Source organism: Vibrio sp. Vb1127 (genome assembly GCF_033338735.1).
GTDB lineage: Bacteria > Pseudomonadota > Gammaproteobacteria > Enterobacterales > Vibrionaceae > Vibrio > Vibrio alginolyticus.
Map to the genome: position 1 here is coordinate 133,471 of NZ_JAWOTF010000002.1, position 17,409 is coordinate 150,879.

The window sequence follows — 17,409 nt, forward strand, 5'->3', positions numbered from 1 at the left end:
ATTCAAATATCAAGGGAAAATAGTGAAAATTCATAATATTAGCTTAGCTGTGTTGGGCTTAGTTACGCTCAGTGGTTGTGTGCAGATGCCGCCTGACACCGATGAGCGTTTAGGGCAGTTTACAGCGGCTTCATCGTTTAATGTTCGAAGCCTTCAGTATCAAAAAAGCAACAACACATCTTCTTATACTAAAGGTAAATCATGCTATGAAGTAAACCTTTACACATTGGCCTACATGTCAGGTCCAAAAGACAATTTACTCCAGCGAGCGATGGATGATGCAATCCGAAATGGCCAGGCTCAAGGTATTGACGGCGACCTTTTAGTCAACGCGCGAATTGAACGTAAAACAGAATACGAAGAGTCAGGTGAAATCTTTGTAGTGAAGAAAAGGTTTGAGTGTGTAGTTGTTGAAGGTGACTTAGTGAAAATTGAGACCAACAGCTAATAAAGCATTTAAGAGTAATTCTCAACGCTTGGCACTTTTAGTTCAGCGTTGGGTTTGTGTTTATGGTGTATGGATTAGTTGCTTACACCTTAATATGGCACGCTTTCAAGCGGCCATAGGAGATCATTGATGAAGAATAAGGATACTGTTGGAACTGCTGCTGGAGTCGTTGGAAGCTCAGATAATTATGCAGACAACGTTATTTTGGGTGCTAGCAGAGGACATGGTTTTGCAGCTGAGAAAGCAAATCACCTAAAAGATGTACTGTCAGGGAAAGATGCCAAAATTGTTGGTGGTGACAATGCTAAAAATGGTGCTGATAGGCAGGTCAATGGTGTAAATATACAAACAAAATATTGCAATTCAGGCTCAAAATGTATTAGCGAGTGTTTTGAAGGTGGAAGCTTTAGATACCTGAACTCTGACGGTAGTCCAATGCAGATCGAAGTACCGTCTGACAAATATGATTCAGCAGTACAGGCTATGGAGAATAGAATCAAAAAAGGTCAGGTACCTGGAGTAACCGACCCTGAACTAGCAAAAGATATTATCAGAAAAGGAGCTTTCACTTATGAGCAAGTAAGAAATATTGCTAAGTTTGGTACGATTGAAAGTTTAACTTATGATGCGGTAAATGGAATCAAGTTGGCTGGTAGCGCAATGGGGATATCTGCGGCAGTGTCTTTCGCTATTAGTTTATGGAATGGCGACGATTGGGATAAAGCCTTAGAGTCTTCCTGCTACGTAGGTCTAAAGGTTGGCGGTGTTGCTTGGGTTAGCAGTATTATTACAGCTCAACTCGGGCGGACTGGACTTGAGCAGGGGTTACGAGGGGCTACTGATTGGGTTGTTCAGCAAATGGGCCCAAAAGCAGCTGCGTGGATAGCAAATGGTTTACGATCTGGTAATGCTATCTATGGGGCAGCTGCCATGAATCACGTAAGTAAGCTTTTACGTGGGAATATCGTCACAGGTGTTGTTACTACTCTAGTTATCTCATCGGTTGATTTTGTGCGTATGTTCCAAGGTCGATGCTCGGGTGCACAATTATTTAAGAATGTAGCTTCGACTGCTTCTGGAGTTGCGGGTGGAACCGGTGGCTGGATGGCTGGTGCTGCAGGTGGGGCTGCTTTAGGCTCCGCAATTCCAGTTATAGGTACAGCTGCAGGAGGCATTATTGGTGGATTATTAGGGGCATTCACAGGTGGCGCTGCGGCAAATGCTGCAGCAAACGCGATACTTGATGAATTTATTGAAGATGACGCAAAGGAAATGCTAGCCATAGTGGAAAAAGTGTTTGGAGAACTTGCTTTTGATTATCTTCTGAATGAAGACGAGGCCGAATCAATTATTGATGAATTTAAATCTGAAGACGTTCCTGATTTTCTTCGTGATATGTACGCGGAAAGTGACCGTAGAGCTTTCGCCAGAGATAAATTTGAGCCCATGATCAAAAATATCGCAAAAAATAGAAAAGTAATTCATCTGCCTAGTGATGAGCAGTTAATCCACAAAGCAGGGCAAGTAATAGAAGAGCTCGCAACTGCTTCTTAGTGGTACTAAGAAAGCTCATAGAACATGCAAGAGTGTTTCCAAACGTTTGGCATTCTTAGCTCAAAATTGGGTTTTGTGGGGGTGAGAGTTGACATTCACCCCTAAATGGCGCACTCTTTCCAGCATGCAAAACCTCGCCAACTCGGCGGGGTTTTTTTATATATCTACAAAATTCCTTACTGGAGCGCCTTTCGGGGCGCTTTTCGCTTTTTTGTGGGCGCCATATATGTCGAATTCATGCAGTGATAAACACGCCTCAGTTCAACACGAATCACACCAAACCAAAATTCTTGTAACCGTTGCTTCGGCCGTTATCGCTGCACTCCTTCTGTGGATTGGCGGAACGGTTAGCAACAACCAAGTCTCTCTCGCAACCCTTCAAGCTGACATGCTTAACCTTCGAGTCGATATTCAGGAAGCTGCTGATAGAAGTGATGACTTTCGCAAAGAATACAACTCAGATAAGCGGGATTTAGAGAAGCGTTTACGAGCACTGGAGAGTCAATAATGCCTCAATTCTATCTAGGCAAACGAAGCCTAACTCGCTTGCACAAGCTACACCCCAAAATGGCCGCATGTGTGGCACTCGCCATCACTTATCTTGAAGAGGTTGATCTCTCTGTGAGTGAAACGGTAAGAACCAACGAACGCCAACACCGATTGTTTTACGGTAAGCCAAAGAAAACTTGGACGCTCAATAGTAAGCACCTCATTCAAAAAGATGGTTTCTGCCATGCAGTGGATCTCGTTCCCTTACTCAACGGTGAGCTAGCTTGGGACAAATGCCCAGTAATCGCTAAGGCCATGTTTAAAGCGGCTGAGGTTATCGGTATTCGTATTCGATGGGGTGGGGACTGGAACCAAAACGGCTCAAGTGCTGATGAACACAAACGGGGCTCTTACGATGGGCCGCATTTCGAATTGTTAGAGATTTTATAACCAAGCAGCCGATGAGCTGCTTTTTTTATGGAGAACGCACAATGAAGGTGTTCCTTTTTACGCTACTTAAACAACTGCTTGGCTATTGGGCTGCAAAGCTACTTAGCCCTGAATCTGTGACCGAACTGCTCATCACCATTGCAGACTCGCACGCGAAAAATACCAAAACTGATACTGATGACCGCTTGCTTACTGTGGTGAAAAAGCACCTCGGTAAAGAGCAGTAATTCTATTTTCACCACCAAGAGCAAAAACGTTAGCGTTCTGCAATGTCGTCGAGCATTGCCAGGCTTCGGCCATTTAGTAACAGTGCTTACGGTGGTGACCCTATTCCTAATGTCTTCACGGACATGCGTTGGTGCCTCGCTGTTTCTCTGTGTTAGCTATGACCATGAAGTAACCTGACCCGTTGCTTAATCCTTAACATGAGAGCGCACAAAGAAAATCAATAAGGCTCAAGCTGAGGGGCGAAGCTCCCCTTCATTACTGGAAACGTCAGCCACAGGCGAAGAAGCGGCGTGACACTGGAGAGACAGATTTAGCGGTTTAACTCTATGACTACAGTACGGTTGCGTATCTCTGATACGAAAATTAAAAGCTATTTGAAAAGTGATACTGTCACGAGGCTTAGGGATGAAAGATATGCTTTAGAGCTTCGTTTTCACAAGTCTCGCGAGAGTGCTACTTGGTGGTTGATTGATAAACGAAAGAGCAACGGAAAACACGGAAAACCAAAATGGGAACGGCTTGGACTTTGGCCTCGTCTAAGCGCTAAGGCACTGTTTGAGTTGTTACCCCAAAAGATTGCTAGGATGGCGACGGATACGGACCAAGTGGTTACAGACTGGACCTGTTTTAGTGATTGCTTGCGCTGGTATATGCAGCATATTGAGTCGAACAAGGATATCTCTTCAGAGAGGAAAAGTGCCGTTAAGTCGGTGGTCTTTAATCACTTGTTACCAGCTCTTGGGGAGTTGCCTCTTGCTAATATTCGGAAGCACCATATCAAGGACTTATTGGTTTGGCCGCTGCGTGAGCGCTATGAACTTAGAACGGTTAAAGGCTACTTTGCTATTTTAAAAGCAGCGTTTAATCAGGCATATCGAGAAGAGCATATCGCTTCAAACCCAGTGGCTGCGATGGTATTTACTGATTTTATCAGCAAGAAAATCACACCTAACGAGGGGAAAATTCAGTCTGATGATGTGAGCCAATTACTTGATAGGTTAAAGACACACTCAGTGCAAAAGCAGGTGTTTGTGTTGATGCAGTTAGCTCACGGGACACGTATTCGTGAAACCCGCTTAGCTCGATGGAGCCATATCGATTGGGACGAGAATATCTGGAGGATACCCGCCTGTAATGCCAAGAACGGTGAAGCTTTGATGTTACCGATGACCTGGCAGATTAGAAACCTACTTCAACAGTATCGCCTTACCCAAAAGGAAGGACAGAAGTTTATATTTCCCAATGCGAAAGGGGATGCACCCATCTGTAAGGACACGGCCAACAGTACATATGCGGAATGGAGTGAGGGTGAGTTTACTAGCCACCATTGCCGTAAGTTAGTTGGCACTAGGCTGACTGACTTAGGTGTCGATAAGTTTGTACGTGAACGCATTCTCAATCACAAGATGTCAGACCTAGACCAAGCTTACATACACACGACAACGGAAGCCTTGAAACTTAAGGCCTTGCAGACTTATCACAATTGGTTAGATCTGCAGGGCTTTATTTTTTTCCATGGGAAGATCGCGGGAAGATCCTAAAACATGATCATCTAGTGTGAGCTTAGAATCGATAAGGCTTCACGCATCGCTGACCGATTTAACTCTTAAGAAAATCTGTTAATTGTGGTGATTGGTGTTCATTTGGATGTTTGGACGTCTAAAACACCAAAAAACCGAGAAAGGAGTAGAAGGGAGTTTTACTGGTTTTGACCCCAAAAACGCCTGATTTCAGCGTTTTTTGAGTGGTTGAAAATCACGGTGAAAATTAGGTTTAAAAACGCTGTTCAATTAATTCCAAGTCAAATCCCACTCACGCCTTGTCCCACAAGGGCTGCGAAAGATTGCGGGTCCTTCCCAGAGGTTCAATAACCCACGGGGCTGAGACTCGCCGATTCCGCCTCATTTTAATGTCCGGTTTTTACTCCCTTCTATCGGGTGGGTCGAGAAGGGAGTGAACCATAACGCGTAACGCTAGAAGAATGTCGCTATGGCTGAAGTAAACCGAAATGAATTTGCTCGAATTATGGGTTACTCACCGAAGTGGGTGGGCGACCTCATCAAAGAGGGCTTGCCACACCAAGGCGGTGGTGGACGAGGTAAGCCTCTAATCATTGAAACAGATAAAGCCATTCAGTGGATTATCGACCGCGAAATTAAAAAGCAAATTGGCCAGTACGAGAAAGAGCACAGCAGCCCAAAAGTTGGCACCAAAGACGGTGAAGACTTATTACTCACTGCTGCCAAACGCCGCAAAGCTGAAATTGAAGCTCAAAAGGCCGAAGAAACAGTGATGGATTTGGGAGAGTTAGCCCAGTTCCTTTACATGGTTGGAAACTTATTTGGTAGTGAGCTGGATGGCATAGGGGCTCGAACAGCTTTAGAGGTAGCGTCAGAACATGAACCCGCCAAATGCAAAAACACAATTGACCGAGAAGCTCGACGTATACGCACTGCCACCGCTGACCACCTCAGTGCGTTCGTTGCTGAGTATCTTGCAAAACGTAGCAGAGATGATCAGAGCGAAGCCGCTGAGGAATGCTGCGCAGTGGGCAACTGAGAATAGAATTATGCCTCCGGGTTCGCCAATACCTGGTCCGTTTGATACGACTTCAACGCCATACATGATTCCTGTTTGCGTCGCGTTTGCCGACCCTGCTTATTCAAAAATCACCTTTGTTATGGGAACGCAGATGGGAAAGTCGGCCACGATGCAGAACGTGATTGGATGGCGCCTTGATGACCAACCTGCACCGATCATCTATGTGGGGCCGACCGAGTCGAACATTAACAACGTCGTTGAGCCAAAAATAATGGAGATGTTCCGAGAGTGCTCAACGCTGTGGTTAAAGTACGATGATAAAAGTCCCAAACATAAAAAGCGTATTGGGGGCGTGTCTCTGCGTTTTGCTTGGGCTGGTTCGGCAACTGAATTGGCATCGGATTCTGCGGTTATCACGCTAGTTGATGAGTTAGACCGTCCTGATACCAATGCAACAGGTGAAGGCTCATTAGCGGAAATTGCAGAAGCGCGTGGTGATGCTTATATCGACTCAAAGCTTGGGCTAACTAGTACGCCAACGCATGGTAAGGCAAGTACCTATGAACACCCTGAAACAGGGATGACTCATTGGGCTGTTGCACCAAAAGGAAAAGTGTCGAGCCCGATTTGGTTGGAGTGGGAACAAGGAACTCGACATGAATGGGCTGTCCCATGCCCTGACCCAGATTGCGGTGAGTATTTCATACCACGAAGTGATCTACTTTGGTGGCCAGGCAAAGGCACAGAGAATGAAAGCTCTCCCGCAGCTGCATCGCGTGAAGCCCGTTTAGTCTGCCCTCATTGTGGGGGACAGATTGAAGACAAACACCGCAAAGTAATGAACGCTCAAGGTATTGCTATTGCTCCTGGGCAATACGCTAAGAAGTACGACGATAGCTCTGTATTAATTACACAAGGCGGTGAATCAACCGTTGTCCCATTTCATTCCATGCTTCATCCACTGGAAGACAACAACCACTTCAGTATTTGGGTGAGTGGTCTTTGCTCGTTCTCCGGTAAAAAGAGTTATGGCTATCTAGCCAGAAAACTCCTTCAAGCGCAGAGAAGCGGTGACCCACACCAATTACTCTCTGTTTATAACACAGGGTTTGGAGAAATATTTGCTGTTGTTGGTGATGCTCCTGAATGGGAAGAAGTCTACAAGCTACGCTCGACGTTCTCATCAGGTGAAGTTCCTGATGGGGTACACACACTAATTTGTACTGTGGATGTCCAGAAAAACCGTCTTGTTTATATCGTACGCGGTTGGGTTGATGGTATGTCCTCACGCCTGATTGAGTTTGGCGAGCTATGGGGGGATACCGATAAGCCGGAGGTATGGAGTGAACTCGATGACCTGATGGAGCATGAATGGGGAAACTTAAAAATCAGGCAGTGCGGTGTCGATGCAGGCTACAGAACCGATGAGGTTTATGCCTGGGTTCGTCGCCATAAAACTCGTGCACGAGCGTTAATGGGTTGGCAGAAGCTCCCCAAACCTTTTCGTGTCACTCGCGTTGAAGTTGATAAGCAGGGCAAGGTTAGAAAGCGTGGTGACAAGCGATGGGACTTTGATGCCAGCTTGGCGAAAGCGTGGGTACATAACCGTGTCCGTTGGAAACGCGGCACCGTTGGTGATTGGTTACTGCCTTCCGATGTCTCAGAAGATTACTGTAAGCAGATTGTTGCTGAGGAGTTTGATGATGAAAAAGGAGAGTGGAATCGAGTCAGCAAAGACAACCACTTTCTCGACTGTGAAGGTATGAACTATATGGTGGCCAGAATGCTACGACTTGACCGAAAGAAACCAAAACCGATTGATGATGAGGAAGAAACTCAACCTGAATCGGTAGCCGATGAGGCAGACGAGCAGGAAGACGAGGAAGAGCGTAAGCCTGTTAAGTTGAAAAAACGCAAGCGCCGCTTAGTACGGCGAAAAGGAAACTTTGCTAAATCATGGTAATACCGACAAAGATCACTTCAGGTCTGTCGGTCAACTTCAAATTCTCTTATCCAGATTACCCTGCTAGTTCTTGGGTAGCCACTATCTATCTACGTTCCGCATCCGGTAAGGCAGACATTGTCGGCACACCGGAGGGTGATGCGTTCCAATTCTCAGTACCAGCAAGCGAGACAGCGAACTGGCCCGCAGAAGAATACAGCGTTGTGTTGCGTGTAACTGATGGCACCGATGTACATCAGCCTCTTACCAGCCGATTAACTGTACTGCCAGACTTGGCAGCATTGGATGTACATGACCCTCGCAGCGAAGCAGAGAAAGCATTGGCAGCTATTCAGGCTACGTTAACCAATCGTGCTACATCTGATCAGCTTAAGCTGTCGTTTGGTGGTCGTAGTCTGGAGAAGACCCCGTTGATCGAACTGCTGCAGTTAGAGCAGCGATTTCTCAATAGGGTGAATCAGGAGAAGCGTAAGAAGTCTGGCCGAGGTCTTCTGACAGTACATAAAGTGAGGATGCGCTGATGTGGAATCCTTTTAATCGCAACGCTAAGCCAGAGGCCAAAAAGAAACGTCGCAAGACGCCATATGTCAAATTGAGTCCTGTTTCTCGAAGCCTATTCTCGGCAGCGGATCCAGACAGAAACAATAGTACTTGGGATTCTTCACCTGTGCCAATTGGCAAGATGATTGATCAAAAACTCGCAGTTTTAGTCGCTCGCTCACGCGAACAGATCAGTAACAATGACTATGCCCGAGGGTTTGTCCGAGAAGTTCGTAAAAATGTACTCGGACATAAAGGTATTGTTCTTCAAGTTCGGGGCAAAGAACCTGATGGTTCATTGGATACCAACGGAAATGCTGCTGTTGAGAAAGCTTTTAAAAAGTGGGGACGACGCGAAAACTGTACTGTTGATGGGCGTCTTGATTGGCGCAGAGCCAAGCGCGTTATTCTCAATACGGTAGTGGGGAGCGGTGAAGCGTTCATACGAATCGTTGAAGGCCCACATGCTGGTCCCTGGGGATTTGCTATTCAGCTCATAGACCCTCTAAGAGTACCGATTCAGGTCAACGAAAGCCGACTAGCAAACGGAAACGTAATTCGAAACGGCATCGAAATGACCCCTTATGGACGCCTGGTTGCTTACTTAGTTGAAACAAAAGCAGGTGTTTTGGCTGAAGCATTTCGCCATGGAGGTAAAGAGTTTGAACGTGTTTCCGCTGAAGACATGCTGCACGTTTATGACCAAGAGCATCCTGAGCAATTCCGTGGTATTCCATGGAATCACACATCATTAAGTCGAATGCGTAACCTTTCTGGGTTTGAAGAAGCTTCTGTTGTAAACGCCAGAGCGGGGGCTAGTAAAACACTGGTACTTCAAGCAGACGCTGATGTTTATGAACCGGATGAATCCGAAGAGTTTGAAGAGCCAGAGATTGAGTTAGAACCAAATACGGTTGTGACTTTGCCTCCAGGCTTTACTCCTGTTGATTACTCGCCGGATTTTCCTTCAACAGAGACAGCAACGTTCTCAAAGCATATGTTGCGAGGAATGGCTACAGGTCAGGGTATGGCTTACAACACGTACGCCAATGACTTGGAAGGTGTCAACCTTAGTTCAATTCGCCAAGGCAAGCTTGACGAACGTGACGGGTGGAAAGAGTTACAAGAATGGTTCATAGAGTCGGTTTGCCATCGAGTTTATGAACGTTGGCTTCAGTATTCATTACTTGCCGGAAAAGTCATTAACTCAAATGGTAATCCTATCCCAGCTAGCCGCTTAGGCAAATTCCTAGAAGCAGATTGGCAACCTCGCCGTTGGGAATGGATTGACCCTCTTAAAGAAGAGAAAGCCATTACCGAAGCTCAAGAAAATGGTCGTAAGTCCCCTGGTGAAGCAATACGTGAATCTGGTCGTGAGCCTGTAGATGTCTGGAAGGGATATGCAGAGGACATCAAGGCAATGAGAGCGGAAGGGATTCCAGACGAAATGATAGCCCAGATTTTGGGAATAAAAGCCACCGGGCAACCTGCAGGAGTAAATCAAAGTGAGCAAGAAGAAGACGAAACTGACGACGAGTGATCTGATTCGTCAGGTCACAGGTCAACCTGTGTATCGAAACTACACGGTTGAGTCCGTGGATGAAGAAAACCGTACGGTTGAACTGGCTTTCTCTAGCGAATATCCAGTTGAGCGTTGGTTTGGCTATGAAGTCCTCGACCATTCATCTGGTGCAGTACGCATGGCACGTTTTGATGCTGGCGCTTCTGCTTTGGTCAACCATGACTGGGACGATCTAGTTGGTGTCATTGAATCAGCTCGAATCGAAAAGAATAAGGGCCGAGCGGTTGTTCGGTTCGGTACTAGCCCAAGAGCAGAGGAAATTTGGCAAGACGTTAAAGATGGCATTCGTAAGCACGTTTCTATTGGTTACATCGTCCATGCGATGGTTCTTGAAAGTGATACGGATGATGTTCGCACCTATCGTGTGACAGATTGGGAGCCGTTCGAGCTGTCTTTTGTCACGGTTCCCGCTGACCCTTCCGTTGGTGTTGGGCGCAGCTTAGATACAACCAAATACCAAAACCACCTGCGTGATATGGGGATCATCATCCCAACTGGCGCAACAGAAAATGAACGTGAAATTGAAAACCGGAGTGAATCCAATATGAAGACTAAAACCCTGCGTGATGCCAGTGGCCGCTTAGTTCGTGCAAAAGTTGATGAGAACGATGTGATTGTTGAGATTATTGAAGTTCTTGAGGAGTCCAACACAGAACGTCAAGCTGGTATTGAAGCAGAGCAAAACCGTGTGCGTGATATTTTAGACCTGTTCGAGCAATACGGAAGTCGTGGTGTTGATCCTAACCCTTATCTTCGAGACAAAAAGAAGACAGCTGCCGATTACCAACGCGCCTTACTTGATGCTGCGTCTGAGAATGGCGGTCAACCAGCGGGAGCACGTAGCGCAACACCAACGGTTGCAGACAGCCCAGACATTGGCTTGTCTGACAATGAAATTCGCCAGTATTCATTTCTGAACGTTCTGCGTTACCTGTCTCAGCCAACGAATGAAAAGTATCGTCGAGCAGCTGCATTTGAGCTTGAAGCCTCTGAAGCCGCAGCCGATAAAATGAAGCGTGAAGCACAAGGTATTATTGTACCTAACGATGTTCTTCGTGCAGCTGCGCCAGTAAGTGCTGGTGGTTCCGGTAGCAACTTGATTGCTACTGACCATATGGCCGGTAGCTTCATTGATATGCTCTATAACAAATCAGCAGTCATGAACTATGCAACTACGCTAACAGGCCTAGTAGGTGATTTATCTATCCCGACTCAAGAGGGGGGCGCTACGGGCTATTGGCTTGGTGAAGATGTAGATGCAACCTTATCTGAAATCACCTTTGGTGAGCGTGGCCTACAAAACCGTACTTGTGCTGCGCTAGTAGAAATGACTCGTAAGATGCTGATGCAGTCTTCACCAGATGTTGAGATGTTGGCTCGTGCGGATATTGCTAAAGCTCTGGCTCTTACTATTGATAAAGCTGCCTTGTACGGCACTGGTGGTGATCAACCGCTTGGTCTAGCAAACATCACGGGTGTGAACGGTGTAGATTTCGCTGCGGTTAATCCGACGTTCCAAGAAATTGTAAACATGGAAACAGAGATAACTGCTGACAATGCTGATGTTGGTTCCATGCTTTACATGATGAACGCTACTGGCCGTGGTCACTGTAAGACAACTCAAAAGTTTGCTAATACCAACGGCTCACCTATTTGGGAAGGGGGTAACACTGTAAACGGCTACGGCACGCACATTTCTAACCAGATCAACAACGGTGATTATTGGTTTGGCGTCTGGTCCGAAATGCTGATTGGTTTGTGGGGAGGCCTAGACCTGACTATTGACCCATACACTCATAGTGCGAAAGGGCGCTTGCGTGTTGTTGCATTCCAAGACGCTGATGTAACTGTTCGCCATCCTGCTTCTTTCTGCCTAGGTAAAAAACCAGCAGCCTAATCAATCAAAAACTACTAGCTAAGCCACTCAATCGAGTGGCTTTTTATTTGGAGAAACAAATGTCAGTCAAAGCAATTTTAGTTACACAACCATTTCGTTGTCGCGGTCAATTATTGAAGCCTGAAACGGCACTAGAAGTGGGGCAAGGCTGCGACATTACACCGTCTGAAGCCCGTTCTCTGGTTGGCCAAAAGAAAGCAGTCTGGATTCCAGAAGACGATCTTGAAGTCGAAGAGGACGAAGATGAGTAATTGGTCTCAATCTATGGCTGAAATGGATGCTGCTTTATTTGGTGCATTTGGAGAGTCAGCCACCATTGCGGGTCAGTCTGCAAAAGTGGTTCCAAATACATCACAAGATCAATTTGGGATGATGGCTGCCAATGTGACCCGTTTGTCTATCTCTGGTTCATCAGGTGTGAAGGTTCGCAAAGGTGACAAAGTTACCTATAAAGGCCGCAGCCATGTGGTTGCTGATGTACCTGAGTATCATGATGGCTTAATTAGTTTTGATCTGAAATGAATGAACTAGACCGCCAGTTGGCAACTGCAGTAAAGAACCTCAGTGCTTTAGACGAAAAAGCGGTACCAAGTGCAGCTTCTATGGCAATAAACCGAATCGCTAAGAGAGCTATTAGCCATTCAGTAAAAGACACCTCTAAGGCGGTCAAGGTTCAGCAAAAAGTCATCAGACGTTATGCCCGAGTATCCAAAAAAGCCTCACCAAAACAGCCTGTCGCTTATGTTCGAGTAAGGCGTACCGATATTCCAGCAATTCACATAGGGGAAGCTCGTACACAAATTCGGCGTAAAAAAGGGCGTTACCAGGTGCAAAGTGCAACCCGTGCTAAAGATGGACGTTATACCAAGCGCGAAGTTTCTGGTTTTACGTCCATAAAAGTGGGTAAACATAAGTTTGACAATGCTTTTCTGCAGAAGCTGAAGAATGGTAAATGGCACATTATGCAGCGTACTAGTGATGCTCGTTACCCAATCAAGATGTGCGCTATTCCTATTTACAAAGAGATTACGTCGGCTTTTGAAACTAACTGTAGTCGTTTGATTGATAAAGATATGCCTAAAGAGTTGATGTATGCAATGGGCCAGCAGGTTCGGTTAATCGTTCGTCGGAAGGTAGGACGTGGAAATTAACAAACAAATTCGAAAGCAGATCATTTCTGACTTGGAAAAAGCACTAATTGACAGTGAAGGGCAACCCCTTATCGCTGCTTATTTTTCTGGCCGAGGTGAACCAGTTACAGCCAGTGATGACGGTGAGACAGGATACCTCGAAGTTCCAGCCATTTCGGTCTACTTGCTTGATGGTGAATCCACTGGGCAGGATTTTGATGAAGAGGAGTGGAGCTCGGTACTTGCTGTAGAGATTATGGACTTGGCCACCAATCAACTGGATGACGACCTCGATACCTTTAGTGAGAAAGTTCGGGACGTAATTGACCGTCACTACACTGCTAATGGTTTGCTCAGTCTGTGTAATCGTTCTGGTTTTTCTTATGTACGCGAAGAGGGGGCCCCATGGGGTTCCTCGGTTTTAACATTTACTATTGAATACACCGAAGAGGTTTAATCATGTCGGACCCAACTCAACCAATCAAAGGCGCTGGCAGCACGTTTTGGCGCTTGAAAGACGCAACCGAACTGACTGCTCCTGCAGATTATCTTGAAGATACCAAATGGGACAAATTAGCAGGTGTTAAAGAGCTTCAACCAGGTGAGATCACCGTTGAAGACGAAGAAGATGACCATCTAGACGATCCTGAGTCTGATTGGGCTAAAACAACGCCTGGTCAAAAGTCAGCAGGTGAAACTAACTTAACGCTAGTTTGGAAGCCAGGGGAGCCAGGTCAGCAGCAGCTCGTGGATGATATTGATAACGGCACTGTCACCGAATATCGAATTAAGTACCCAAATGGCACGGTCGATGTTTACCCAGGCTACATCAACTCATTGGGTAAAGCGGTGACGATTAAAGAGAAGATCACTCGCTCAGTCAAATTCAAAAACGTTGGCAAGCCAAAACTAGCGGAAATGCTATTGGCTGAACAAGCGCAGCCTGCTGAAGGGGGCGTTTAATCTATGGCTACATTCCTAAAGCAAAAGACGGTTCCTGTGGGTGACGATAAAGTCACCCTCACTCAGTTGTCTGGTTTGGATCGTTACGACTTCATGGACTTCTGCTCAGAGCAGGCCTTTCCCGAGTCGGTTGAAGCGTTATCAGAAAAAGCCAGCAAGGAAGAGAAAGAAGCTCAACTGCAAAAAATGGAGAAGGTCACTCGCCAATGGAACCGTTTGAATTTCATCATGCAGGCTCGATTGGTGGCTCATGGCACGAACTTCGATATTGATGATATTGATGATATTGATGAGCGCCATCAGTACGTCATGTCTGCCATGTCTAAAGAGCAAATCAAAGAGCTTCATGACGAAGTGGCCAAGCTTTCTGGTATGTCACTGCCTGATGAAACCCCATCCATTGAAGAAGATGCGGAGCCAGAAACGCCAGAAAAAGACGGTGAGCAGGAAGACGATGTGGATCCTGTCGACCCAAAAGCTTAATTCGGGCTGAAAGGCGGTTCGCCCAAGATCTTGCTCGCGAGTTTGGTCATATCTGTTGGCGAACCATGCTGGCTTCCATTAGCTGTCAAACGGTCATCGAATGGCGAGAGTATTTCTCGGAGCAGGGCTTTTCACATCATATGGATAACTGGCGCTTTGCTGTTAGTTGTGCGTCTAACTGGAATATCACGGCCATGGCTGCAGGAGTGAAGTTAGACGAGCCTGTTTCATACCGTGATTTCCTACCCGTGACCGACGAGCCCGAAGAACCCCACGAATACACTGATGAAGAGCTGATGGCATTGAGCGAATCAGCAGGAGGATTCCGTATTGAGTGCCCAGATAGCTGATTTTAATATCCGCTTCAATACTGAAACCGCCAAGTTTCAGAAGGACGTGGATTACGCGAAAAAGATGCTGCGTGGCTACACCAAAGAAGCCAAAGCTGCAAATGATGAAAACGTAGGCCTCAGCAAATCATTAGAAAGCACCGCAGACGGCGCAAAAACAGCCGCCAAAGGTGTGTTAGAAATTACAGGTGCAGTGACCGCCGGACTTGGTGCCGTAGCTGGCGCAACGGGTTATCTCATTTCCCGTCAAGCGGAGCATGCGCGTCAAATAGAGCGCATGGCCACCGTTTCCCAAACCTCTGTCGAACAAATTCAAGCTTTGGGTTACGCCTCTGAGCAATACAACATCAGTGGCGAAACCATGGCAGACATCCTCAAGGATGTGAACGATAAGCTGGGTGATTTCTCTGAGAATGAAGGCGGTGAGTTTGCCGACTTTATGGAGAACATCGCGCCTAAAGTCGGCCTCACGATTGAGAAGCTCCAACAACTCTCCGGTCCAGAAGCTCTGATTGCGGTCAAGACTGCGATGGACGCTGCCAATGTGCCGATGAAAAGCCAGATTTTCTATCTGGAAAGCATTGCCAACGATGCCTCGGCCTTGATGCCATTGCTCGATAAGCAAGGGCAAAAACTCTACGAACTAACGGATAAGTTCGATGATTTGAACGTGTCGATGTCGGAGTATGACATTGAGAAGTTCAAAGAAATGGACCAAAAGCTCAAGGACGTTGGCCTCAAGCTAGAAAAGTCATTTGCTAACGCCGTTCTCGGAGCCAGTGATCAAATTGATTGGTTCACTGACAAAATGGTGGTGGCCACCGATTATTGGGGATCGCTGTTTGATAGTTGGTCAGACGACCCAAGAACAGTAAATGGCCTAAGTAAAAAAATACAGGAGTTGCAGTCCGAGAGAAAGGTACTTAGTGGTGAGTTGAGAGAGGTAAATAATACCTTTAAAGAGTATGAGGGTGTCGATGCTGACAGCTTACTCCGTTTTAATCCACTTGGTCGTAGTGAGAATGAGCTGTTTAATCTCAATTCCGATTTTGGACGGTTAACAAAGCAGATAGAGGAGATCGACGCAGAGATAGAGCGCCAGCAAAAGCGCTATAACAAAATGCGCTTTGGCATGAACTACGACGTGCCTCAGCCATCAGTCAAGCCTGCCAATGATGACGACGGTTCTGGCGATTCGACCAGTGCAAAAGAGATTGCACGCCAACAACAGGCAGGCCAACAGCGCCTTGCTGCGCTCGATGTTCAATACGCTGATGAACGCGAAAAACTAAAGCTTTCGCATGAGCAGCGCCTTGAAGATATTGAAAACCTCAAACTCTCAGAGCAAGAAATTGAGCAGCGTGGTTTTGATTCACTGGCTGCAATTAAAGCGGAGTACAAAGAGCGCGAGAAAGAATTCTACGACACCGAGCTTGAAGATTTCGAACGTAAGCAAGATGAAGCGATTCAGCGAGAAATTGACGCTTATATCGCAAAAGAAGATGCCAAAACCAAAGCGGCAGAGCGTGCGTCCAAACAGCGAGCCGATACAGAAAAACGCATTGAGCAATCCGTCCTCTCGATGAAGTTTGGCTTAGCGTCGCAAGGCTTATCATTGATTGAACAAACCGCCAAACAAGGCTCGTTCATTCAAAAGGCGGCATTCGCTGCGCAAAAAGCCATGGCTGCTGCTCAGGTCTATATGCAAGGTGAAGTTGCCGCGACGGCTGCACTGGCTCCACCGCCTATCGGTTTGGGTCCAATTGCAGGTGTTGGTCAAGCAATGGTCATTCGTACTTTGGCTGCTGCCAGCGCAGGCTTAATCATGGGGCAAGCTGTCGCAGGCATGGCGCACAACGGCATTGAAGAAGTGCCAATGTTTGCAGGTCGCAGTGAGTCAAACTGGACGTTAAAAGCAGGTGAGCGAGTCTACACCAACGAGTCAGCGCGCCGCATTGACCAAATGTACCGCGCCACCATGTCAATGTATCGTCAACCATTTGCTGCCAACGACCCGACCATGGCCTACCAAAACCGCATGGCCGCGAACGGGAGCGGAGCGAGCGCCCAACCTTGGACCATCATTATTCATGAAGCCGAGCCTGGTACTCACGCTGAGATTGATGACGAGAACAAAGTCCTCAACATCATGATGAAGGATGCGCAAAGTGGTGGGAAATACTTTAGCTACATTTCTAAAACGCTTGGCGTTCAGCCAGGAGGATTCAAATAATGGCAACCATCAAACCTGAAGTGTTGGCACAATTGAACCCGAACGTGATCCTTTACCCGTGCAAGTATTTTGGTAACGGTATATTGCCGTTGCCAAAATCCAAAGGGTATCAGTATCAACATGGCAAAACGGTCATACGCTCAAAGATGGATTTGGGCTTGGCCACCATGCGTCGTCGCTCTCGCATAGCCCCTGCTGAATTTGTCTTACCATTCCGGTTCACCGGAGAGCAAAAAGAGGTGTTCGAGAGCTGGGTATTCAATGAACTGGAAGCAGGCGTGGAGTGGTTCTATTTGCCGCTTCGAACGGGCGACTACGACCTTGAAGTACATAAGTGCCAGTTTACCGCCACACCAGGCGAGGACACCCCATTCGTTTATAAAGGTGGTCGCAAAGACTTTGGTTCCATATGGGAACTTAAAGCCAAAGTGCAAACCTTCCGCGCTTTAAAACTGGAGCGCTACACCGCTCGCGTACTTTCCCGAGATACTTTATCTGGCATCGAAAAGGCCGCGTTAGCTGCCGAAGAGGCCGTATTCAAAATGCCATAGTGAGGCA

At 46.8% G+C, this 17,409-nt stretch carries 20 protein-coding genes; all 20 read left to right on the plus strand.

Annotation, left to right across the window (positions count from 1 at the left end; all coding sequences use genetic code 11):
• Positions 1-22: 22 nt before the first annotated feature.
• Positions 23-448, plus strand: a complete 426-nt coding sequence (locus R7H07_RS04515; protein WP_206959149.1) for a hypothetical protein — start codon at positions 23-25, stop codon at positions 446-448.
• A 129-nt stretch (positions 449-577) separates the two neighbouring features.
• Entirely contained in the window at positions 578-2,002 is a 1,425-nt protein-coding gene (locus tag R7H07_RS04520; protein WP_206959255.1) for a hypothetical protein, read from the plus strand.
• Between the two features lie 226 nt (positions 2,003-2,228).
• Positions 2,229-2,510, plus strand: coding sequence for a hypothetical protein (locus tag R7H07_RS04525; protein ID WP_206959150.1), 282 nt, complete (start codon positions 2,229-2,231; stop codon positions 2,508-2,510).
• Positions 2,510-2,941 (plus strand): M15 family metallopeptidase, encoded by a 432-nt coding sequence (locus tag R7H07_RS04530; protein ID WP_069540028.1) that lies wholly within the window; start codon positions 2,510-2,512, stop codon positions 2,939-2,941. Before R7H07_RS04525 ends, R7H07_RS04530 begins: the two co-directional genes overlap by 1 nt.
• A gap of 41 nt (positions 2,942-2,982) precedes the next feature.
• Positions 2,983-3,168, plus strand: a complete 186-nt coding sequence (locus R7H07_RS04535; RefSeq protein ID WP_065299540.1) for a hypothetical protein — start codon at positions 2,983-2,985, stop codon at positions 3,166-3,168.
• A 585-nt stretch (positions 3,169-3,753) separates the two neighbouring features.
• Positions 3,754-4,710: a tyrosine-type recombinase/integrase gene (locus R7H07_RS04540; protein WP_242539575.1), complete on the plus strand. Its 957-nt coding sequence runs from the start codon at positions 3,754-3,756 to the stop codon at positions 4,708-4,710.
• A 448-nt stretch (positions 4,711-5,158) separates the two neighbouring features.
• Positions 5,159-5,728 (plus strand): terminase small subunit, encoded by a 570-nt coding sequence (locus R7H07_RS04545; RefSeq protein WP_025632836.1) that lies wholly within the window; start codon positions 5,159-5,161, stop codon positions 5,726-5,728.
• Positions 5,682-7,673 (plus strand): terminase gpA endonuclease subunit, encoded by a 1,992-nt coding sequence (locus R7H07_RS04550; RefSeq protein ID WP_242539576.1) that lies wholly within the window; start codon positions 5,682-5,684, stop codon positions 7,671-7,673. Before R7H07_RS04545 ends, R7H07_RS04550 begins: the two co-directional genes overlap by 47 nt.
• Positions 7,667-8,194, plus strand: coding sequence for a hypothetical protein (locus R7H07_RS04555; RefSeq protein ID WP_206959152.1), 528 nt, complete (start codon positions 7,667-7,669; stop codon positions 8,192-8,194). The genes R7H07_RS04550 and R7H07_RS04555 overlap by 7 nt, the downstream gene beginning before the upstream one ends.
• A complete protein-coding gene (locus tag R7H07_RS04560) occupies positions 8,194-9,753 on the plus strand; it encodes a phage portal protein (RefSeq protein ID WP_053807289.1) in 1,560 nt (519 codons plus the stop codon). Before R7H07_RS04555 ends, R7H07_RS04560 begins: the two co-directional genes overlap by 1 nt.
• Positions 9,719-11,692, plus strand: coding sequence for a phage major capsid protein (locus R7H07_RS04565; protein WP_206928576.1), 1,974 nt, complete (start codon positions 9,719-9,721; stop codon positions 11,690-11,692). The genes R7H07_RS04560 and R7H07_RS04565 overlap by 35 nt, the downstream gene beginning before the upstream one ends.
• A 59-nt stretch (positions 11,693-11,751) precedes the next feature.
• Positions 11,752-11,943, plus strand: a complete 192-nt coding sequence (locus tag R7H07_RS04570) for a hypothetical protein (protein ID WP_025632827.1) — start codon at positions 11,752-11,754, stop codon at positions 11,941-11,943.
• Positions 11,936-12,214, plus strand: coding sequence for an ATP-binding sugar transporter from pro-phage family protein (locus R7H07_RS04575; protein WP_025632825.1), 279 nt, complete (start codon positions 11,936-11,938; stop codon positions 12,212-12,214). The genes R7H07_RS04570 and R7H07_RS04575 overlap by 8 nt, the downstream gene beginning before the upstream one ends.
• The gene (locus R7H07_RS04580) at positions 12,211-12,843 is read left to right on the plus strand and encodes a phage tail protein (RefSeq protein WP_206959153.1); all 633 of its coding nucleotides are present in this window, start codon (positions 12,211-12,213) and stop codon (positions 12,841-12,843) included. Before R7H07_RS04575 ends, R7H07_RS04580 begins: the two co-directional genes overlap by 4 nt.
• Positions 12,833-13,279 carry a phage tail terminator protein gene (gene gpU, locus R7H07_RS04585; RefSeq protein ID WP_025632822.1) on the plus strand — a complete coding sequence of 149 codons (447 nt, stop codon included), beginning with the start codon at positions 12,833-12,835 and terminating at the stop codon, positions 13,277-13,279. The genes R7H07_RS04580 and gpU overlap by 11 nt, the downstream gene beginning before the upstream one ends.
• A 2-nt stretch (positions 13,280-13,281) precedes the next feature.
• Positions 13,282-13,785, plus strand: coding sequence for a phage tail tube protein (locus tag R7H07_RS04590; RefSeq protein ID WP_206959154.1), 504 nt, complete (start codon positions 13,282-13,284; stop codon positions 13,783-13,785).
• A gap of 3 nt (positions 13,786-13,788) precedes the next feature.
• A complete protein-coding gene (locus R7H07_RS04595) occupies positions 13,789-14,268 on the plus strand; it encodes a phage minor tail protein domain-containing protein (RefSeq protein ID WP_206959155.1) in 480 nt (159 codons plus the stop codon).
• Between the two features lie 65 nt (positions 14,269-14,333).
• A complete protein-coding gene (locus tag R7H07_RS04600; RefSeq protein WP_025500496.1) occupies positions 14,334-14,618 on the plus strand; it encodes a phage tail protein in 285 nt (94 codons plus the stop codon).
• Entirely contained in the window at positions 14,599-16,851 is a 2,253-nt protein-coding gene (locus tag R7H07_RS04605; RefSeq protein ID WP_206959156.1) for a hypothetical protein, read from the plus strand. The genes R7H07_RS04600 and R7H07_RS04605 overlap by 20 nt, the downstream gene beginning before the upstream one ends.
• Complete coding sequence (locus R7H07_RS04610) at positions 16,851-17,402, plus strand: hypothetical protein (RefSeq protein ID WP_206959157.1); 552 nt, start codon at positions 16,851-16,853, stop codon at positions 17,400-17,402. The genes R7H07_RS04605 and R7H07_RS04610 overlap by 1 nt, the downstream gene beginning before the upstream one ends.
• The last annotated feature ends 7 nt before the right edge of the window (positions 17,403-17,409 follow it).